Genomic DNA, 19,828 nt, shown 5'->3' with positions numbered 1-19,828 from the left:
TTTGGTAATTGCTGCTCCCGAAAAGGGCAATCATCTGCGGTTGAATGGTCAACTGGACCCTTGACCCTTGTCAGGAGAGTGAAGGGTAAAGATCAATCGTTGTAGCTTTTTGGAAAGTCTTCCGAAAAGATTGATCCATATCAAATCGGATGCTACGAATCCGTGGTGGTTCTGCATCGAAGACTTCGGACTATTTCCGTAGATACTCAGGAGCAAGCCATGCAGGAACGGGTGTTTCCTACGCACAGCGAACAACAACGAGCGCTTTGGCTCAGTACGTTGTCCTTTACGCTGTGCTTTGCTGTCTGGACTATTTTTTCGATCATCGGAATTACCATCAAGGATGAACTCGGCCTGTCCGAGTTCCAATATGGGTTGCTGATTGCGACCCCCGTGCTGACCGGTTCGCTGACGCGGCTGATCCTGGGCGTCTGGACCGAGCGCTTTGGCGGGCGCCTGGTCTTTTCGCTGCAGATGATCCTGACCGGGCTTGCAACCTACGCGCTGACCTGGGCCAACAGCTATGAAACCTTCCTACTTGCCGCGCTTGGCGTCGGGCTCGCGGGCGGTTCGTTCATCATTGGCGTCGCCTATGTCTCGAAGTGGTTTCCTGCCGAGAAGCAGGGGCTGGCGCTTGGCACCTTTGGCATGGGGAACGTCGGCGCGGCCGTCACCAAGTTCCTTGCACCCTTCGTCCTGATCGCAATGGGCTGGCAGGGCGTGGCCGAGATCTGGGCCGCCGCCATCGCGCTGATGGGCGTGGCCTTCTTCCTTCTGGCGAAGGATGATCCGGATTTCGCCGACCGCCGTGCGCGCGGGATCAAGGCGCCATCCCTGGCCGAGCAGTTCGCGCCCCTGAAGAACCTGCAGGTCTGGCGCTTCTCGCTTTACTATTTCTTCGTCTTCGGCGGCTTTGTCGCGCTGGCGCTGTGGCTTCCGCATTATCTGGTCGCGGTCTATGGCGTCGATCTGCGGACAGCCGGGATGGCGGCCGCGGCCTTCAGCCTGTCGGCCAGCCTGTTCCGGGCCTATGGCGGGTCGCTGTCGGATCGCTTCGGCGCTCGGACGGTGATGTACTGGACCTTCGGTTTCGCGATCCTGTTCCTGTTCATGCTGTCCTATCCGCCGACGGACTACGTCATCCACGGCAAGAATGGCGCCATCGCCTTCTCGACGCAGATGGACCTGTGGCCCTTTGTCGGCACGCTGTTCGCGCTCGGCTTCTTCATGAGCCTCGGCAAGGCCGCGATCTTCAAGCATATCCCGGTCTATTATCCGAACCACGTTGGCGCGGTCGGCGGTCTGGTCGGGATGATCGGCGGTCTGGGCGGCTTCATCCTGCCCATCGTCTTTGGCGCGCTGCTGGACCTGACCGGGGTCTATACCTCGTGCTTCGTGCTGCTGCTGCTGGTCGTCCTTGTCTCGTTGGCCTGGATGCACCTGTCGATCCGCGCAATGGAGCGGGAGGCCCATGGCAAGGCGCTGGACCAGCTGCCGACCTTCCCCGAACTGGCCGAGGTCCATACCCCCGGCAAGACCGAAATGCCCCGCGTGATGCAGGACTGGCGCCCCGAGGATCCCGAGTTCTGGGAAAGCACCGGCAAGCGGATCGCCAAGCGCAACCTGTGGATCTCGATCCCGGCGCTGCTTCTGGCCTTCGCGGTCTGGATGGTCTGGTCGGTCGTCATCGCGCGACTGCCCGCCATCGGCTTCAACTTCACGCAGGACCAGCTGTTCTGGCTGGCGGCGCTGCCCGCGCTGTCGGGCGCAACGTTGCGCATCTTCTACAGCTTCATGGTGCCGATCTTTGGCGGCAGGCTGTGGACGACCATCTCGACCGCGTCGCTGCTGATCCCGGCCATGGGCATCGGCTACGCCGTGCAGAACCCCGAGACCCCCTATCTGATTTTCGTCGTGCTGGCGCTGCTTTGCGGCCTGGGTGGGGGCAACTTCTCGTCCTCGATGGCGAATATCGGCTTCTTCTTCCCGCGTTCGGAAAAGGGCAACGCGATGGCCCTGAATGCCGGGCTTGGCAACCTGGGCGTGTCGCTGATGCAGTTCCTGGTGCCGGTGGTGATCACTGCCGGGGTCTTCGGCGCCCTTGGCGGCCAGCCCCAGCAGCTTACCGATGGCGGTCAGGTCTGGATGCAGAACGCGGGCTTTGTCTGGGTTCCCTTCATCCTGATGTCGACGGTCGCCGCCTGGCTGGGGATGAACGACATCGCCGACGCGAAAGCCAGCTTCCGCGAACAGGCGGTGATCTTCACCCGCAAGCACAACTGGATCATGTGCCTGCTGTATACCGGCACCTTCGGCAGCTTCATCGGGTATTCCGCCGCCTTCCCAATGCTGACCAAGCTGGCTTTCCCCGAGGTCAACGCCCTGCAATTCGCGTTCCTTGGACCGTTGATCGGTGCGCTCAGCCGGGCTGGCAGTGGCTGGCTGGCGGACCGGGTCGGGGGCGGCCGCGTGACCTTCTGGGTCTTCATCGGGATGATCGCATCGGTCCTGGTGATCATCCAGGGTCTCAGCATCACCTCGTTCGCGCTGTTCTTTGCGGGCTTCATGGCGCTGTTCTTCTTCTCGGGCGTGGGCAACTCGTCCACGTTCCAGATGATCCCCGTCATCATGCGCAAAGAGGTTGCCCGCATCTTCCCGCAGGCTGACGCCGACGAACGTCGCCGCCATGCCGAGCGTGAATCGGCCGCCATCGTCGCTTTCACGGCCGCGATCGGGGGCTATGGCGGGTTCTTCATTCCGAAAGCCTTCGGAAGCTCGATCCACCTGACGGGCGGTGCCGAAGCGGCGCTCGTGGGCTTCCTGATCTTCTATATCATCTGCATCGCCGTCACCTGGGGCATCTATACGCGCCGCGGCGGCATGCTTCACGACATCGAACACGGGCGCGCGGTCACGGCCGCCCCCGCCGAATAACCCCGAAACGGAGAGAGCCATGAGCCATCTTCTGGATCGCCTGAATTTTCTGACCAGCCTGCGCAAGGACACTTTCGCAGACGGTCACGGGCAGACCACCATTGAGAACCGCGATTGGGAGGACACCTATCGCAAGCGTTGGCGCCACGACAAAATCGTACGCTCGACCCACGGGGTAAACTGCACCGGTTCCTGTTCCTGGAAGATCTACGTCAAGTCCGGCATCGTGACCTGGGAGACGCAGCAGACCGACTATCCGCGCACGCGTCCCGACCTGCCCAACCACGAACCGCGCGGCTGCGCGCGGGGCGCAAGCTACAGCTGGTATCTTTACAGTGCGAACCGGGTGAAGACGCCACTGATCCGGGCGCGCCTGATGCGGCTATGGCGCGAAAAGCGCAAATCCATGTCCCCGATCCAGGCCTGGACCGCGATCCAGGACGATCCCGAGGCGCGCAAAAGCTATACCCGCGTCCGCGGCAAGGGCGGCTTCGTCCGCGCAAGCTGGGAAGAAGCGACCGAGATCGTCGCCGCGGCCAACGCCTATACCGCCAAGAAATACGGCCCGGATCGGGTTTTCGGCTTCTCGCCCATTCCGGCCATGTCGATGGTCTCCTATGCCGCGGGCACGCGTTACCTGTCCTTGCTGGGCGGCACCTGCCTGTCCTTCTATGACTGGTATTGCGACCTGCCGCCCGCCAGCCCCCAGACCTGGGGCGAACAGACCGACGTGCCGGAATCGGCCGACTGGTACAATGCGGGCTATCTGATCCTGTGGGGCTCGAACGTGCCGCAGACGCGCACGCCCGACGCGCACTTCTATACCGAGTCGCGCTACAAGGGCACCAAGTCTGCCGTGATCTGCCCCGACTATTCCGAGGCCGCGAAGTTCAGCGATATCTGGTTGAACGCCAAGCAAGGCACCGACTCAGCGATCGGCATGGCCTTTGGTCACGTCATCCTGCGCGAATATCACCTGGACCGTCAGGCCGAGTATTTCGAGGATTACTGCCGCCGCTATTCCGACATGCCGATGCTGGTGCGTCTGGACGAACAGGACGGCCGTCTTGTTCCCGGTCGGCAGCTGCGCGCCTCGGACTTCGATGGCGGGCTGGGTCAGGCCAACAACCCCGACTGGAAGACCGTCGCCATTGACGAGACCACGGGCAATGTCGTGGTGCCGAACGGGTCGATCGGCTTTCGCTGGGGCGAGCAGGGCAAGTGGAACCTTGAAGCGAAATCCGGCAAGGACGATGTCCGCCTGAAGATGAGCCTGATCCTCGACGAGGATCGGGACGACGTTGCCGCCGTGGACTTCCCATGGTTCGGCGCTGCCGCTGTCAACGGTTTCGTCCGCGACGACCGCGGCGAGATCCTGACTCGCAACGTGCCGGTCAAACGGATGCAGCTGGCCGATGGCAGCGAGGCGCTGGTTGCGACGGTCTTTGACCTGTTCTGCGCCAACTACAGCCTCGACCGCGGGTTGGGTGGCGAGAATGTCGCCAGCAGCTATGACGACGACGTGCCCTTCACCCCGGCCTGGGCCGAAAAGATCACCGGCGTCCGCCGCGACAAGATCATTCAGGTGGCCCGTGAATTCGCCACCAACGCCGAAAAGACCAATGGCCGCAGCATGGTCATCATCGGCGCGGGGATGAACCACTGGTTCCACATGGACATGAGCTATCGCTCGATCATCAACATGTTGGTGATGTGCGGTTGCGTCGGGCAGTCCGGCGGTGGCTGGGCCCACTATGTCGGTCAGGAAAAACTGCGCCCGCAGACCGGCTGGACGGCGCTGGCCTTTGCGCTGGATTGGCACCGCCCGCCGCGTCACATGAACGGCACCAGCGCCTTCTATGCCCATACCGATCAATGGCGCTATGAAACCGTGACGGCGCGCGAGCTGCTGTCGCCCACTGCGCCGAAAGGCGATTGGGACAAGCTCAGCCTGATCGACTACAACATCCGGGCGGAACGGATGGGCTGGCTGCCCTCGGCCCCGCAACTGCGCACCAACCCGCTTGAGGTCGGGCGCGCCGCCAAGGCCGAAGGCATCGAGGTCAAGGACTATGTCGCCCGCGGGCTGAAATCCGGCTCGCTGGAAATGTCTTGCGTCGATCCCGACGCGCCCGAAAACTGGCCGCGCAACATGTTCGTCTGGCGTTCGAACCTGCTTGGGTCGTCGGGCAAGGGGCATGAATATTTCCTCAAGCACCTTCTGGGCGCCGATCACGGCGTGCAGGGCAAGGATCTGGGCGAGGAAGGCGGCGCGAAGCCGGTCGAGGCTGTCTGGCACGACAAGGCGCCGGAAGGAAAGCTGGACCTGCTGGTGACCATCGACTTCCGGATGTCGACCACCGCCGTCTATGCCGACATCGTCCTGCCGACCGCCAGCTGGTACGAAAAGGATGACATGAACACGTCGGACATGCATCCGTTCATTCACCCGCTGCAGGCGGCTGTCGATCCGGCCTACGAGTCGAAGTCGGACTGGGAGATCTTCAAGTCGATCGCGAAGAAGTTCTCGGAAATCGCGCCCGAGGTGCTGGGGGTCGAAACCGACGTGGTGCAGCTGCCCTTGCAGCACGACACCCCGGACGAGGTTCGCCAGCCCTTCGTCGCCGACTGGAAACGCGACCAATGTGACCTGATCCCCGGCCAGACTGCGCCGAACTACATCGAGATCACGCGGGATTACCCGAATATCTACAAGCGTTTCACCGCGCTTGGCCCGCTGATGGAGAAGGTCGGCAACGGCGGCAAGGGCATCTCGTGGGATACCCGTGACGAGGTGCACCACCTGCAGGCCCTGAATGGCACCGTGACCGAGGCGGGCCCGACCAAGGGCATGGCCCGGATCGAAACCGCCATCGACGCGGCCGAGGTCATCCTGATGCTTGCGCCCGAAACCAACGGCGAGGTGGCCGTGAAGGCATGGGAGGCGCTGAGCCGCACGACCGGCCTTAGCCACAAGCACCTGGCCGAGGTCAAGGAAGACGAAAAGATCCGCTTCCGCGACATCGCGGCCCAGCCTCGCAAGATCATCTCGTCTCCGACCTGGTCGGGCATCGAAAGCGAAGAGGTCTGCTATAACGCCGGCTGGACCAACGTGCATGAGCTGATCCCGTGGCGGACCGTTTCGGGTCGGCAGCAGCTTTACCAGGACCACGAATGGATGCGCGCCTTTGGCGAGGGCTTTGTGACCTGGCGGCCGCCGGTAGACCTGAAAACGGTCGGCCATCACGCGACCAAGTCGCTTGGCTCCAGCGAAAAGCACGTCGTGCTGAACTTCATCACGCCGCACCAGAAATGGGGCATCCACTCGACCTATACCGACAACCTGCTGATGCTGACGCTGAACCGCGGTGGTCCGGTGGTCTGGATCTCGGAAGTGGATGCGAAAAAGGCCGGGCTGGTCGACAACGACTGGATCGAGGTCTTCAACACGAACGGCGTTCTGACCGCGCGGGCGGTGGTCAGCCAGCGGATGCGCGAAGGCACGGCTTTCATGTATCACGCCCAGGAAAAGATCGTGAACACCCCCGGCAGCCAGATCACCAACCTGCGCGGCGGGATCCACAACTCGGTCACCCGCGTCGTGCTGAAGCCTACGCACATGATCGGCGGCTATGCCCAGCTCAGCTATGGCTTCAACTACTATGGCACGGTCGGGGCGAACCGGGACGAGTTCGTGATCGTACGGAAGATGAACAAGGTGGACTGGCTTGACCGTCCGCTGGATGACCAGCCCGCAACCCAAGCTCCGGAGGCAGCGGAATGAAAGTACGTGCGCAAATCGGCATGGTGCTCAATCTTGACAAGTGCATCGGCTGTCACACCTGTTCGGTGACCTGCAAGAACGTCTGGACCTCACGCGAGGGGGTTGAATACGCCTGGTTCAACAACGTCGAGACCAAGCCCGGCATCGGCTATCCCAAGGACTGGGAAAACCAGAAGCGCTGGAACGGCGGCTGGACCCGGACCAAGTCCGGGCACCTGCAACCCAAGCAGGGCGGCAAATGGCGGATCCTGGCGAATATCTTCGCCAACCCGGACCTGCCCGAAATCGACGATTTCTATGAACCCTTCGATTTCGATTATGACCACCTGAAATCCGCCCCCGAAATGGAGGCGTTCCCGACCGCTCGTCCGCGCTCGATGATCTCGGGCGAGCGGATCGAGAAGATCGAATGGGGCCCGAACTGGGAGGAAATCCTGGGCGGCGAATTCGAGAAGCGGTCCAAGGACTACAACTTCGAAGGCGTCCAGAAAGACATCTACGGTGAATATGAAAACACCTTCATGATGTATCTGCCGCGCCTGTGCGAGCACTGCCTCAACCCAGCCTGCGTGGCGTCCTGCCCGTCGGGCGCGATCTACAAGCGCGAGGATGACGGCGTCGTCCTGATCGACCAGGAGAAGTGCCGAGGCTGGCGGATGTGCGTCTCGGGCTGCCCCTACAAGAAGATCTATTACAACTGGTCTTCGGGCAAATCCGAGAAGTGCATCCTTTGCTATCCGCGCCTTGAATCCGGCCAGCCTACGGTCTGTTCGGAAACCTGCGTCGGCCGCATCCGCTATCTGGGGGTGATGCTTTACGACGCCGACAAGATCGCCGAGGCCGCCGCGACCGAGTCCGAAATGGACCTTTACGACGCACAGTTGGGCGTCTTCCTTGACCCGAACGACCCCGAGGTGATCGCGGCCGCCCGTGCCGAGGGCGTGCCCGAGGACTGGATCCGCGGCGCGCAGAACTCGCCCATCTGGAAGATGGCGATGGAGTGGAAGATCGCCTTCCCGCTGCATCCGGAATACCGGACCCTGCCGATGGTGTGGTATGTGCCGCCGCTGTCCCCGATCCAGAACGCCGCCGAGGCGGGGCGGATCTCGGCGCAGGACGACATGCCCGACGTGCGTTCGCTGCGCATTCCGCTGCGCTATCTGGCGAACATGCTGACGGCAGGGGACGAGGCCCCGGTCGCCGCCGCGCTGGAACGGATGCTGGCGATGCGCAGCTACATGCGTTCGAAAACCGTCGACGGCGTGGTGAACCTGGGCGTTGCCCAGCGTGTCGGCCTGACCCCGCTGCAGATCGACGAGATGTATAACCTGCTTGCCATTGCGAATTACGAAGACCGCTTCGTCATTCCCACCACCCACCGCGAAATGGTCGAGGATGCCTATGACCTTCGCGGCGGCGGGTGCAGCTTTACCGACGGCAACGGCTGCTCGTCGGGCCACAGCACCGGCAAGCTTTTCTCGGGCAAGAAATTCCGCAGCCCGCAGGAGTTCATTTCATGAAGACCTTCAAGGTTCTTTCCCTGCTTCTGACCTATCCCACGTCAGAACTGCAGGCCGCCATCCCCGAACTGCGCGCTGCGCTGCTGGAGGATGGGCTGCTTGGACCGAAGCGGATCGAGGATTTGACCCCGCTTCTGACCCAACTCGCGAAGAATGACATCTACGACTTGCAGGAACGCTATGTCCTGCTGTTCGACCGCTCGCGCACGCTGTCGCTGAACCTGTTCGAGCATATCCACGGCGAAAGCCGTGACCGCGGCGGCGCGATGGTCGATCTGCTTGAGACCTATCGTGCGGGCGGCTTCGACCTGGGCGGGACCGAACTGCCCGACCACCTGCCGGTGCTGCTGGAATTCCTGTCGGCCCGTCCCCTGGACGAGGCACGCGAGATCCTGCGCGACGCCGGTCATATCCTGGTCGCGCTTGGCGAAAGGCTGATCCGGCGCGAATCCGTCTATGCCGCTGTGCTGGAGGCTCTGACCGCCGTCGCCGAAGCCGACCCGGAAACCGAAGAGGTCGAGACCCTGCTGGCCGTCAAGGACGACGATCCCGAGGATCTGGCCGCGCTGGACGCCGTCTGGGCAGAGGCGCAAGTGACCTTTGGTCCCGATCCGAATGCCGGCTGCCCGGTCAGCCGCGATATTCTTGCCCGCATGGACCCCGCACCCGCACGCAATGCGGCCGGGACCGCCAGCTGAGGAGGCCCAGATGCACAATTTCCTGTTCGGGGTATATCCCTATATCGCCATCACCATCATGGTCTTCGGCTCGATCGTTCGCTATGAGCGCGATCCCTATACTTGGAAATCATCCTCCAGCCAGCTTCTGCGACGCAAGCAGTTCGTCATCGGTTCCGTCCTGTTCCATCTTGGCGTACTGGTGATCCTTGGCGGGCACCTGGTCGGGCTGCTGACCCCGGTCTGGATTTTCGAGGCCTTCGGCATCAGCCATGAGGCCAAGCAGATCCTGGCCATGGCGGCTGGCGGCATTGCCGGCGTGATGGCTTGGATCGGCGGCATGATCCTGCTGCACCGTCGCCTGACGGACCCGCGCATCCGCGCGAATTCGACCATCGCCGACAGCGGCATCCTGATCTTGCTGATGGTGCAGCTGACGCTAGGGCTCTGCACGATCTTCGTTTCCGCGCAGCATCTGGACGGTGGCGAGATGGTCCGGTTCATGAACTGGGCTCAGGCGATCGCCTATTTCGGAGCCGATCCGGCTTCGTATGTCGAAGGCGCATCGTGGATCTTCCAGGCGCATATCCTGTTGGGCCTGACGATCTTCCTGGTGTTCCCCTTCACGCGACTGGTGCACATGCTGTCGGCGCCGGTGCGTTACCTGTGGCGGCCGGGCTATCAGATCGTGCGCTCGAAACGCGACGCGCGAGAGAATGTCGGCCTGCGTCCGATGTCGCGTGATCTGGCGACGCGCGAGGCTGTGGCCCGCAAGGTCGCGGCGCATGACATGGCCCGCCAGCATCCTGCGCAACATTCGGTGGAGTGATCGCCGTGGACATGAAACCGCTGCTTCCCCCCGTTACCGTCAACGGCGTGACCATCAGCGCCGAGCGCATCGCGGCCGAGGCGCAGAACCATCCTGCCCCCAAGGGCAAGCCCGGGCTCGCCTGGAAGGCCGCGGCCCGTGCGCTGGCCCTGCGCGAGATCCTGCTGCAAGAGGCCAGGGCGCGCGGCCTGGATCCCGATCCGGTCGAGGTTGCCCCCGGCCAGTGGGAGGTCGAGGAAGAGGCGCTGATCCGCCAGCTTCTGGACGGCGCCATCGACCCCGAAACCCCGGATGAGGGCGCCCTGCGCGCCCTTTACGAGGCACATCCAGAACGGTTTCGTGCGCCTTCCCTGTTCGAGGCGGCGCATATCCTGTTCCCCGCTGCCGCAGGAGACCTTGCCGCCCGCGCCATCGCGCGCGACGCCGCAATGCAGATCCTGGCCGAATTGCGCAAGTCGCCGCGCAGTTTCGCCAAGCTGGCGGCGCAGCACAGCGCCTGTTCATCGCGCGAGAATGGCGGGATCCTGGGGCAACTGTCCTCGGGAGATACCGTGCCGGAATTCGAGGCCGCTCTGGCCACGATGGAGGAAGGCGCGATCAGCGAGCCGGTCGAAAGCCGCTACGGTTTCCATCTGATCCGGCTGGACGCCAGGGCGCGGGGCGAGGTTCTGCCCTTCGAGGCAGTGCTTCCGCATCTGCGAGAGGCGCGTGAAAAGGCCGCATGGGTCGCGGCCAGCCGAGCCTTCATCGCCGGGCTGGTGGCCCGCGCCGATGTCTCGGGCGTGTCGTTGGCCGAGCAAGGAGCCGACGCATGAAGCTGGCCTATGTCACCCTGACCGGTCGCGGGGCGATCGACGCGCTGCTGATGCAGGTGGTGACCGGGCTGGAGGCCGAGGGGCTTCAACTGGCCGGCACGGTGCAAAGCAACATCGAGCGGCCGGACCGGCCCCGTTGCGACATGGACCTGCGGCTGCTGCCGGACGGTCCCACGGTCCGCATCAGCGTGGATCGGGGGGCCGAGGCACGCGGCTGCCGGCTGGATGCCGATGCGCTTGAGCAATCGGTGGTCTGGACGACCCGGGCGCTGGATCGTGCCGAGTTCCTTGTCGTCAACAAGTTCGGCAAGCAGGAGGCCGAGGGCAGGGGCCTTGCCCCCACCATCGCCGAGGCGCTGGATCGCGGCCTGCCGGTTCTGGTCGGGGTGAACGGGCTGAACCTGCCCCCATTCCTTGAGTTTTCGGGCGGATTGGCACAGGCCCTGCCGCCGGATCCACAGGTGATCCGCGACTGGTGCCTGGCCGCCTGTATCAAGGCGACCGCGGCCTAGGGCCGGGTCGCTGAACCCCGCACGAAAGCGCCGCTTCCGCATGGGGGCGGTTTTGCCTGTCAGAAGGTGCGGGACAGGGTCAGGGTGATTTCCCGGCCTTCGCCCTGTGCACAGCCGCTGCCATAGACGGTGCAGGTGGCGTAGTAATCCTCGTCAAAAAGGTTGGTGACGTTCAGCGCGGCGGTATAGTCGTCCCAGCTGTAGCGCGCGGCCATGTCGGCCAGCATATAGGAATCGACGCGGCGGCTGTTGGCATTGTCCGCCCAGGTCTTGCCGACATAGCGCAGGCCACCACCCAGGCTGAGACCCTTGACCGTGTTCGAGAAGTCATACTCCGCCCAGACGGATGCGGCGTGTTTCGGCACCATCGCGGGTTCATTGCCCTCATCCCCGTCTTCCGAGCTGAGAACCTTGGCGTCGATATAGCTGTAGCCCGCGATCAGCGACAGTTGCTCGGTCAGTTGGCCACGCGCCTCAAGCTCCAGCCCGCGGTGACGGACCTCTCCGGTCTGGATCTGGAAGTTGGGGTTCACCGGATCCGCGGTCAGGACGTTCGATTTCTCGATGCTGTACAGCGCCGCGGCAAGTTGCAGGTTCGACCCCGCGGGCTGGTAGCGCAACCCGGCCTCGATCTGCTTGCCTTCGGTCGGCTGGAACTGTTCGCCGTCGAAGGTCTGGCCGACATTCACGGTGAAGCTTTCGCCATAGCTGGCATAGGGCACGAAGCCGTTGCCCAGGTCCCAGGTCGCGCCCAGCATCCCGGTGGTGGCACTGTCCTTCTGATAGGAATCCATGCCGTAAAGCCGGTCGTCGGTCTCGTTTTCGACCCACGAGCGGCGCAACCCGGCCGTAACTGTCACGCCATTGCCGAAGCGGATGTGATCCTGTGCGTAGATGCCCTTTTCCAGCACCTCGGTCCTGCCGTCATTGAAGGGGGCAGGATCGGCAACGGGCTGGTCGAAGTTCAGATCCGACAGCGGGATGTTGTAGTCCATCCCGAAGCCCATGCCGCCGTCCCGGACCTGCTTGGTCAGATCGACGCCAACGGTCAGCACATGTTCGGCAGTGCCCATGCGGCCGCGATATTCAAGCTGGTTGTCCAGCGCCCAGTAGCGCGCCTTCTCGTCCACGGTGAAGGCGGTATAGTTCAGCGACGGCGGCAGCGGCGCGCCCGGCGTCAGGCCGCTGGAATAAAGGTGGTTGTAGTCGGTCGTCTGGCGGGCATAGCGGAAGTTCTGGCGCACCAGCAGGCTGTCGTTGAACTCATGTTCTGCCTGCCAGCCGATACTGGCCTGTTCAGTGTCGAACTTGTTCCAGGGATGTTGGGTGTTCAGGAAATCCCAGGGCAGGGTGCCGTTGGATGTGTCATAATCCTCGCCCGCAACGGGGACCATGCTGTTCGGCATCATCCTGTCTTTCTGCCAATGCGCCAGGAAGGTGATCGAGGTCGCATCGGTGGGCGCCCAGGTGACGCCAAGGGCCAGCAGGTTGCGGTCATCCTGCGAATTCTCGATCGAATTGGCGCCGTCTCGCACCAGCCCGGTCAGGCGCCAGGACAGCGTCTTGTCGGCGTTGACGTCGCCCCAGTCCACGGCCAGTTCGGCGGTGTCATGCGAGCCATAGGACAGCCGTGCCTCGCCCAGATGTTCGAATGTCGGGCGCTTGGTGATCATGTTGACCATCCCTGCCACGTCGTTCTGGCCGTAAAGCACCGAAGCCGGCCCCTTCAGCACGTCGATGCGCTGGATCATGTAGGGATCGACCTTGAAGCCGGTGAAGCTTTGCGCCTTGTTGATCAGCCCGTCGCGGAACAGGCCATAGACGCCCACGTCGAAGCCCCGGATGGTGAACTGGTCGAAGCGGTCATCCATCCCCCAGGTCGAGGCGACGACGCCGGGAACATAGGCCAGCGCGTCCTCGATCTGGACGGGGTCGCGGTCGACCAGCTCCTGCTCGGTGACGGTGTTGACGGTCATTGGAACTTCGGTCAGCGGCGCACCGGATTTAAGGCCGGTCGCGGTCGTCGTCACGGTATAGCCGGTGCCGCCTGAAACGGGCGAGGCCTGGCCTTGCAGGATCACGGGGTCGAGCGTCACGGCGTCCTGCGCAAGCAGCGGACAGGGCGTGAGCGCCGAAGCGGTCAGCAGCAGCGCCAACCGGGGTCGCCGGGCAAGGGTCGCAAACAGGGAATTGGTCATGATGGTCCGGTCGGTCTGCCACGCGTTGAAAGCCCCGTGGGAACGGGTTGCGCGGGGGTCATTGGATGTGACGGGCGCGTGGGCTCGCCGATTGCCGCCGGGGTTGCGCGGATGCGCTGCCTTGGTCGTCACGCTTCTGTGACCCCCGGCGGGTCAAGTCAAGGTGTCTGTTCCGCGGGCGTCGCGGGATCGCCGTCGGACGCCGCGGCCAACAGGCGGGTCAGAGGTTCCAATGCCCATTCGATGGACAAGGGCGACTGAAAGGCCATTGCGCCCATCATATCGGGGCTGGCCCATATCGCCCGGCCCTCGCGCGCGGCGCGCGTGTTGCGCCAGGCGGGCAGGGCCTCGATCGCCTGGCGCGTGGGCGCCTCGACCAGCCACAGGATCACGTCGAGGTCGAACAAATCGAACCGTTCGGGGCTGACCTGAAAGCGATCGGTATCCCCGACCAGTTTGTCGAACTCGGGCGGAGTCTGGACGCCGAAGGATGTCAGCAATCGGTTCGCGCCATCCAGGCTGCGATAGCCGACGATCTGGCCATTGTTGAAATAGGCGGCGGTGCCGGACAGGCCCCGGAACTGGGGATGCGCCGCCACGGCGGCACCGATCTTTGCGCCGATGCGGTCGATCACCTCCTCCGCTTTCGCCTCGCGTCCGGTGGCCTGGGCGATCAGCCGAAGCTCGGCATCCCAAGGCGCGCCCCAAAGCGGAAATTCGGCGGGCGGGCCCACCACCGGGGCGATCTCGGACAGCTGGGCATAGGTCTGCGGATCCATGGGTGCATATGTTGCAAGGATCAGGTCCGGCTCCATCCCCCAGGCCCATTCCACGTCGATCTCGAACCCTTTCTGGACATCCGGGGTGGCCCCGACGGCCTGCCGCGCCTCCTCGGCCCAGGGACCGGTCGCAAAGGGATGCTCGCCAAACCAGTCATGGACACCGACCGGGGCGATCCCCAGCGCATACAGGAAATCCTGTTCGTGATAGCCGACCGAGACGATGCGTTTCACCTTGTCGGGATCGACCCGCGTTTCGCCAAAGGCGTGATGCAGGGTAATTTCCTTGGCCAAGGCGGGCTGGGCCAGAACGGCAAAGGCGGCAAGAAGCAGGGCGCGGGGCATGGCGGCATCCTTGGAAGTGGTCCTTGCCTTGCGCGCCTGCGCTGGGTCACACGGGGCTAGCCGCTGCGATTGCCCCGGTCAAGGCGCTTGACCCCGGCGCGCCATAGCTGCAAGCAGGCGCGCAAAGGGCCAGCCCGTCGCCAGCCACCACTGCAGCGTTCCCGGCCGGAGTCCCACTTGCGCCTTTTTCCCCGCCTTGCACTGATGTGGCTTGCCGTGTCGGCGGGATTTGTCGCGGCGCTGTGCCTTGGCGCGCAGGATTATTCGCCGAGGCTGCTATGGTCGGCGCTCGCTGCCTATGATCCCACGGACCCCGCACAGGCGATCATCCGGGAAATGCGCCTGCCCCGCGCAATCGCGGCGCTGGTGATCGGTGCGGCGTTGGCCGTGGCCGGAGTGGTGATGCAGGCGATGGCGCGCAATCCGCTGGCAGATCCCGGCCTGACGGGCGTCAACGCAGGCGCGGCACTGGCTGTGGTTCTGGGCCTGTTCTGGCTGGGTGCCCTGCCGCAACTGGGGATCGTCGGGCTGGCCCTGGCGGGCGCGGCGCTGGCGACGGTCCTGGTGCGGCTGTTGGCTGGCGGCGGCGACAACACCCTGCGGCTGCCCTTGGCCGGGGCTGCCTTTGCCAGCCTATGCATGGCGCTGGTCGCGCTGATCGTCCTGCTGAACCCCGAGGCGCGCAACATCTATCGTTTCTGGATGGTCGGTTCGCTTGCCATGGCGCAACCCCCTGCGCTGGCGGTTCTGGGACCGGTCGCCGCGGTCGGGATCCTGATCGCCGCCATCGCCGCGCGCCAGATCGAGGCGATGATGCTGGGGGCCGAGATGGGACGCGCTCTTGGCCTCAGCGTCGGCCGGGTGCTGGGGCTTGGCCTTGCGGCGGTGGCGCTGACCGCCGGTGCCAGCGTCGCGATCGCAGGTCCGGTCGGTTTCATCGGCCTGATCGCCCCACACATGGCGCGCCGCGCGGCAAGGGGGGCCAGTCTGACGCAGCAGGTTGCCCTGGCCTGTCCGGTCGGTGCGGGTCTTGCGGTCCTGGCCGATCTCGCCGGACGATGGCTTGCCCGCCCGGCAGAGATGCAACTGGGCATTGTTCTGGCCATGATCGGCGCGCCCGCCTTCATGCTTCTGGTCCGGCGCATGTTGCGAGAAGCCGCATGAGGTTTGTCGCGCTGATCCTGTTGATCCTCGGGCTGGCCGTCCTGTCGCTGTCGGTCGGCAGGACATGGCTTTCGCCAGCCGAGCTTGTCCACGCACTTGCCGACCCCGAGGGTGCGGGGCGCATGATCTGGCGGCTGCGAATGCCGCGACTTCTTCTTGGGTTGGTGGCGGGGGCCGGGTTCGGGTTGGCTGGGCTGGTCTTTCAGACCCTGCTGCGCAACCCGCTGGCCTCTCCGGACGTGATTGGCGTGTCGCAGGGCGCGGCCTGCGGTGCGGTCGCGGCCTTGTTGCTGGGTGCGCCGGTGATGATCGGTGCCTGGGCCGGTGGGCTGGTCGCGGTCGCAGCACTTGGCTGGCTGGCCGCGCATCCCCGGCTGGGGATCGAGCCGCGCGCCGTCGTCCTGCAGGGCCTTGCGCTTGGCATCTTTGCCGGCGCAGGGACCGAGGCGCTGATCCTGCGCATGGGCGACAGCAACGCGGGCATGGCGATGACCTGGCTCAGCGGGACGCTGAATGGCGCGGGTTGGCCCGAACTGGGGCGTGCCCTGTGGCTACTGCCGCTGATGGTGCCGTTGCTGCTCTCGGGTCGGGTGCTGGACCGGCTGGAGCTGGGCGACGATCTTGCCCGCGCGCTTGGCCTGCCGGTCGGTCAGCTCCGAGCGGGACTGGGCCTTGTAGCGGCTCTGCTGACGGCAGGTGTCGTATCGGTCTGTGGACCGATGGGCTTCGTCGCGCTGGCCGCGGGCCCGGTCGGGCGGCTGGTCGCGGGTGGACGACCCAGCCCGCTTGCCGCGATGCTGGCGGGCGCGGCCTTCGTCACGCTGGCCGATTGCCTGTCCCGCGCCATCTCGCCGGCGGCTCTGCTGCCGACGGGACTTTACACTGCGCTGATCGGTGCGCCGGTCCTGATCCTGACCGTCCGCCGCATGGCGCGCGGTTGAAGCGAAGGAAGCCCCATGCCCTTTGAAATCCGCAAGCTTTCGGTCAGCCTTGGCGGAACGCGCATCCTGCATGACGTTGATTGCAACCTGCCGCCGCACGGTATCACCGGTATCATCGGCGCGAATGGCAGCGGCAAGACCACGCTGCTGCGCGCGCTGGCCCGGCTGCTTCTGCCGGAAAGCGGGCAGGTTCTGCATCAGGGACAGGATATCGCCCGTCTGTCCGCGCGTGGACGGGCCCGCCGCATCGCGATGTTGCCACAAACCGCATCGGCGCCGCCCGGACTGACGGTGCGCCAACTGGTTGGGCGCGGGCGGACGCCCTGGTTGCGCCCGTTCCTGCCGATGACGCCCAAGGATCATGCGGCGGTCGATCGCGCGCTGTACGCGGTGGGATTGCAGGATCTTGCCGGGCGCTCGGTCGACAGCCTGTCGGGGGGGCAGCGGCAAAGGGCATGGATCGCGTTGGTGCTGGCCCAGGAAAGCGGGACCATCCTTCTGGACGAGCCGCTGAACTTCCTCGACCTGCCCCATCAGGCCGAACTGGTCTCCTTGCTGCGCGAACTGGGGCAGGACCGCAGCGTGGTGATGATCCTGCACGATCTGACCATCGCCGCGCGGGTCTGCCACCGTGTCCTGGCGATGCGCGACGGCAGGCTGGTGGCCTTTGGCAGCGCGGCAGAGGTACTGGCGCCAGCCCCCCTGCGCGACACTTTCGGCATCGCCTTCGACTGTGCCGCAATGGCCGATGGTCGGGCGGTGGTGCTGCCTGCCGGACTATGACCGCGCGGCAAAGGTGAAGTGCAAGGCCCGGTTCACCGCGACCGGCAACACCGACATATGCGTCTCGGCCGGATAGGTTTCGTATCGGGCACTGACTCCGGGCAGGCGGTCAAGGTCGGCAGCCATTTCGCGCGCCGCGTCCAGCGTGCGTTCGATCTTCTTGGCCGCAAGGCGCTTTTCGGCATCCTCGGCCCCGCGCTGGAAGGGGGCAAGCTCGTCCCCCTCCCATTCGCCCGCGGACAGAAGAAGCCGGATCTCGTAGCCTGCGGGATCGAAGGCGTCGCGATGCTGCAGCAGGAAGCTGTCCTCCCACGTGATCGAGGGGCTGGCCGCGATCCAGTGGGTGAAGGCGTCGGGCCGGTTGAACATCAGCCACAGCGCGAACAAACCGCCAAAGGAATGGCCGAACAGACCCTGACGGGTCGGGTCAAGCCGGGTCCGCGTCGCAAGGAAGGCCCGGACATCCTCCAGGATGAAACGCGCGAACTCTGCGCCGCCGCCGGTGCGGACCTCGGGCGTGTCGGGCCAGAAAGGCGGATAGGTTGCGCCGGGGGGTGGGCCCAGATCCCAACTGCGCCGGAACGGGTCATAGGCATCCTCGGTCGGATAGCCGATGGCGATCAGCGCGCCCTGCCCAAGATTGGTCCCCGAGGGATAGGGCGCCTGCGCGCGCATCGCATCGATGGCGGTCGCGATCACCGCGTTGCCATCGGACATGAACAACGCGGGCCAGCCGGACTTGGGCATGTCGCCCGCAGGCAACCACAGGAACACCCGTCGGACCGCGCCGCTGGCGGTGTCTTTCAGGTCGAACCACTCCAGACCGGCGTGACCGCGGCCAGAGGCGATCAGGTCGGGAAGCGGTGGGGCAGGTCGGTCCATCTGGGTTCCTCGCGCGGGTCCGTTCCGTTCGGACTAGCCCGTCCTGCGCGAGGCGGCAATCCGATCAGGCACAGCGCAGCATCTGCCGCCCCTCATAGGCCAGCGAGGTCTCGATCAGCTCGCGCGCATAGGGATGGGTCGCCTCGTCCCGCTCAAGCGCGCTGCGGTTCAGGATCTCGACCACGTCGCCATGCTGCATGATCGCGAAACGGTCGCACATATGCGAGACGACGGCCAGGTCATGCGTCACCAGGATCGAGGTGAAGCCGCGTTCCTGCCGCAGACGGGTCAGCAAATTCAGGATTTCCGCCTGGACCGAGACGTCCAGCGCCGAAGTCGGCTCGTCCAGCAGCAGCAGCGTCGGATCAAGGATCAGCGCGCGCGCAATGGCGACGCGCTGGCGCTGGCCCCCTGAAAGCTGGTGCGGAAAGCGGTCAAGGAAATCGACTGGCAGCCCGACATCCGAGATCGCGCGGCGGATCCGCTCTTCGCGATTGTCGATGCCGTGGATGCGCAGCGGCTCGATCAGGGCGGTGCGGATCGACTGGCGCGGGTGCAGCGAGCCATAGGGGTCCTGAAACACCATCTGGACCATCCTGCAGCGTTCGGCTGTGCCAAGCTCACGCACGCTGCGCCCGCCCAGCGTGACCTGCCCAGACCAGAAATCGTTCAGCATCGAGATGCAGCGCAGCACCGTCGATTTGCCCGATCCGCTTTCGCCGATCAGGCCGAAGCATTCGCCCGGTTCGACGCGGAAGCTCACGTCCGGCAGCACCTTGACCGGCCCGAAGCTGATCGACAGGTTTTTCGCGACAACATCTGTGCTCATGACACGATCTCCTGACTCCATTGCGCGCTGCGGTCCAGCACCGGAAGGGGGGTGCGCGGGCCGCCGATGCGGGGCTGGGCGGCCATCAAGCCGCGGGTATAGGGATGGCTGGCATTGTCCAGTTCGCGCGCGGGCAAGGTCTCGACCACGCGGCCGCCGAACATCACGATGACACGGTCGCAGAAGTTCCGCACAAGGTTGAGGTCGTGGCTGATGATGATCAGCCCGATGCCGCGTTCCTTCACCAGATCTTCCAGGATCTTCAGCACGCTCAGCCGGACGGTCACATCAAGCGCCGAGGTCGGCTCGTCCGCGATGACGATGCGGGGATCTGCCAGAAGCATCATCGCGATCATGATCCGTTGACCCATTCCACCCGATACTTCGTGCGGGTAAAGGTCGAAGACGCGCTCGGGGTCGCGGATCTTGACGGCCTCAAGCATGGCCAGGGATTTCTGCCGAGCCTCGGACCGCGAGATGGGGAAATGGCGCAGCAGCGTTTCCGCGATCTGGTCGCCGACGCGGTGGATCGGGTTCAGCGAATATTTCGGATCCTGCAGGATCATCGAGATCTGGCGGCCGCGGATCTTCAGCATCTCGGCTTCGTTCAGGGCCAGAAGGTCGCGGCCCATGAACGCCATTTTGTCCGCGCGGATGCTTGCGCCGGGCAGAAGCTGCATCAGCGCGCGGCCCATGGTGGATTTGCCGGAACCGCTTTCCCCGACGATCCCCAGCCGCTCGCGGCCAAGGGTGAAGGAGACGTCCCGGACCGCGTCCTGCGGCGCATTGCCATAGCGGACGCAAAGGTTTCGGACCTCAAGCAGGGTGTCGGTCAT

The 19,828-nt window shown here is 64.6% G+C and carries 15 protein-coding genes; 10 read left to right on the top strand and 5 right to left on the bottom strand.

Features of this window, described 5'->3' with window-relative positions:
- Nucleotides 1-219: 219 nt before the first annotated feature.
- From RM190_RS03410 to RM190_RS03380, 7 genes are read left to right on the top strand one after another with little or no spacing between them, the layout of a single operon-like run.
- A complete protein-coding gene (locus RM190_RS03410) occupies nucleotides 220-2,934 on the top strand; it encodes a nitrate/nitrite transporter (RefSeq protein ID WP_311757996.1) in 2,715 nt (904 codons plus the stop codon).
- Nucleotides 2,935-2,953: 19 nt separating this feature from the next.
- Nucleotides 2,954-6,718: a nitrate reductase subunit alpha gene (locus tag RM190_RS03405; protein WP_311757995.1), complete on the top strand. Its 3,765-nt coding sequence runs from the start codon at nucleotides 2,954-2,956 to the stop codon at nucleotides 6,716-6,718.
- Nucleotides 6,715-8,238 (top strand): nitrate reductase subunit beta, encoded by a 1,524-nt coding sequence (gene narH / locus RM190_RS03400; protein WP_311757994.1) that lies wholly within the window; start codon nucleotides 6,715-6,717, stop codon nucleotides 8,236-8,238. Before RM190_RS03405 ends, narH begins: the two co-directional genes overlap by 4 nt.
- Nucleotides 8,235-8,936: a nitrate reductase molybdenum cofactor assembly chaperone gene (gene narJ / locus RM190_RS03395; RefSeq protein ID WP_311757993.1), complete on the top strand. Its 702-nt coding sequence runs from the start codon at nucleotides 8,235-8,237 to the stop codon at nucleotides 8,934-8,936. The genes narH and narJ overlap by 4 nt, the downstream gene beginning before the upstream one ends.
- A gap of 10 nt (nucleotides 8,937-8,946) precedes the next feature.
- Nucleotides 8,947-9,744, top strand: a complete 798-nt coding sequence (gene narI, locus RM190_RS03390) for a respiratory nitrate reductase subunit gamma (protein WP_311757992.1) — start codon at nucleotides 8,947-8,949, stop codon at nucleotides 9,742-9,744.
- Between the two features lie 11 nt (nucleotides 9,745-9,755).
- Nucleotides 9,756-10,559 carry a peptidylprolyl isomerase gene (locus RM190_RS03385; protein ID WP_311757991.1) on the top strand — a complete coding sequence of 268 codons (804 nt, stop codon included), beginning with the start codon at nucleotides 9,756-9,758 and terminating at the stop codon, nucleotides 10,557-10,559.
- Nucleotides 10,556-11,071 (top strand): DUF2478 domain-containing protein, encoded by a 516-nt coding sequence (locus RM190_RS03380; protein ID WP_311757990.1) that lies wholly within the window; start codon nucleotides 10,556-10,558, stop codon nucleotides 11,069-11,071. Before RM190_RS03385 ends, RM190_RS03380 begins: the two co-directional genes overlap by 4 nt.
- 59 nt (nucleotides 11,072-11,130) lie before the next feature.
- On the opposite strand, the gene RM190_RS03375 is transcribed toward RM190_RS03380, so the two are convergent.
- On the bottom strand, nucleotides 11,131-13,269 hold the full coding sequence (locus RM190_RS03375) for a TonB-dependent siderophore receptor (RefSeq protein ID WP_311757989.1): 2,139 nt from the start codon (nucleotides 13,267-13,269) through the stop codon (nucleotides 11,131-11,133).
- A 158-nt stretch (nucleotides 13,270-13,427) separates the two neighbouring features.
- On the bottom strand, nucleotides 13,428-14,393 hold the full coding sequence (locus RM190_RS03370; protein ID WP_311757988.1) for an ABC transporter substrate-binding protein: 966 nt from the start codon (nucleotides 14,391-14,393) through the stop codon (nucleotides 13,428-13,430).
- Nucleotides 14,394-14,570: 177 nt separating this feature from the next.
- Here RM190_RS03370 and RM190_RS03365 point away from each other — a divergent pair, with 177 nt between their 5' ends.
- The 3 genes from RM190_RS03365 to RM190_RS03355 are packed head-to-tail and all read left to right on the top strand — an operon-like array spanning nucleotide 14,571 to nucleotide 17,281.
- On the top strand, nucleotides 14,571-15,557 hold the full coding sequence (locus RM190_RS03365; RefSeq protein WP_311757987.1) for a FecCD family ABC transporter permease: 987 nt from the start codon (nucleotides 14,571-14,573) through the stop codon (nucleotides 15,555-15,557).
- Complete coding sequence (locus RM190_RS03360; RefSeq protein ID WP_311757986.1) at nucleotides 15,554-16,498, top strand: FecCD family ABC transporter permease; 945 nt, start codon at nucleotides 15,554-15,556, stop codon at nucleotides 16,496-16,498. Before RM190_RS03365 ends, RM190_RS03360 begins: the two co-directional genes overlap by 4 nt.
- Nucleotides 16,499-16,513: 15 nt before the next feature.
- Nucleotides 16,514-17,281: an ABC transporter ATP-binding protein gene (locus RM190_RS03355; protein ID WP_311757985.1), complete on the top strand. Its 768-nt coding sequence runs from the start codon at nucleotides 16,514-16,516 to the stop codon at nucleotides 17,279-17,281.
- Here the strand turns inward: RM190_RS03355 and RM190_RS03350 are convergent.
- The 3 genes from RM190_RS03350 to RM190_RS03340 form a co-directional block, all read right to left on the bottom strand.
- Nucleotides 17,276-18,163 (bottom strand): alpha/beta hydrolase, encoded by an 888-nt coding sequence (locus RM190_RS03350; RefSeq protein WP_311757984.1) that lies wholly within the window; start codon nucleotides 18,161-18,163, stop codon nucleotides 17,276-17,278. The two genes, RM190_RS03355 and RM190_RS03350, sit on opposite strands and share 6 nt — an antisense overlap.
- Nucleotides 18,164-18,227: 64 nt before the next feature.
- Complete coding sequence (locus RM190_RS03345) at nucleotides 18,228-18,992, bottom strand: ABC transporter ATP-binding protein (protein WP_311757983.1); 765 nt, start codon at nucleotides 18,990-18,992, stop codon at nucleotides 18,228-18,230.
- Entirely contained in the window at nucleotides 18,989-19,828 is an 840-nt protein-coding gene (locus RM190_RS03340) for an ABC transporter ATP-binding protein (RefSeq protein ID WP_311757982.1), read from the bottom strand. The genes RM190_RS03345 and RM190_RS03340 overlap by 4 nt, the downstream gene beginning before the upstream one ends.

The organism is Paracoccus broussonetiae (assembly GCF_031854425.1).
GTDB classification, from domain to species: domain Bacteria; phylum Pseudomonadota; class Alphaproteobacteria; order Rhodobacterales; family Rhodobacteraceae; genus Paracoccus; species Paracoccus broussonetiae.
This window is presented reverse-complemented; position numbering and strand designations above follow the sequence as displayed.

Excerpts from the sequence above, each read along its gene's own strand:
- RM190_RS03350 (WP_311757984.1), bottom strand. The coding sequence starts at position 18,163 with ATGGACCGACCTGCCCCACCGCTTCCCGACCTGATCGCCTCTGGCCGC.
- RM190_RS03375 (WP_311757989.1), bottom strand. The coding sequence starts at position 13,269 with ATGACCAATTCCCTGTTTGCGACCCTTGCCCGGCGACCCCGGTTGGCG.
- RM190_RS03345 (WP_311757983.1), bottom strand. The coding sequence starts at position 18,992 with ATGAGCACAGATGTTGTCGCGAAAAACCTGTCGATCAGCTTCGGGCCG.
- RM190_RS03370 (WP_311757988.1), bottom strand. The coding sequence starts at position 14,393 with ATGCCCCGCGCCCTGCTTCTTGCCGCCTTTGCCGTTCTGGCCCAGCCC.
- RM190_RS03355 (WP_311757985.1), top strand. The coding sequence starts at position 16,514 with ATGCCCTTTGAAATCCGCAAGCTTTCGGTCAGCCTTGGCGGAACGCGC.
- narI (WP_311757992.1), top strand. The coding sequence starts at position 8,947 with ATGCACAATTTCCTGTTCGGGGTATATCCCTATATCGCCATCACCATC.
- RM190_RS03360 (WP_311757986.1), top strand. The coding sequence starts at position 15,554 with ATGAGGTTTGTCGCGCTGATCCTGTTGATCCTCGGGCTGGCCGTCCTG.
- RM190_RS03380 (WP_311757990.1), top strand. The coding sequence starts at position 10,556 with ATGAAGCTGGCCTATGTCACCCTGACCGGTCGCGGGGCGATCGACGCG.
- RM190_RS03385 (WP_311757991.1), top strand. The coding sequence starts at position 9,756 with ATGAAACCGCTGCTTCCCCCCGTTACCGTCAACGGCGTGACCATCAGC.
- narJ (WP_311757993.1), top strand. The coding sequence starts at position 8,235 with ATGAAGACCTTCAAGGTTCTTTCCCTGCTTCTGACCTATCCCACGTCA.
- RM190_RS03405 (WP_311757995.1), top strand. The coding sequence starts at position 2,954 with ATGAGCCATCTTCTGGATCGCCTGAATTTTCTGACCAGCCTGCGCAAG.
- RM190_RS03410 (WP_311757996.1), top strand. The coding sequence starts at position 220 with ATGCAGGAACGGGTGTTTCCTACGCACAGCGAACAACAACGAGCGCTT.
- RM190_RS03340 (WP_311757982.1), bottom strand. The coding sequence starts at position 19,828 with ATGACCGACACCCTGCTTGAGGTCCGAAACCTTTGCGTCCGCTATGGC.
- narH (WP_311757994.1), top strand. The coding sequence starts at position 6,715 with ATGAAAGTACGTGCGCAAATCGGCATGGTGCTCAATCTTGACAAGTGC.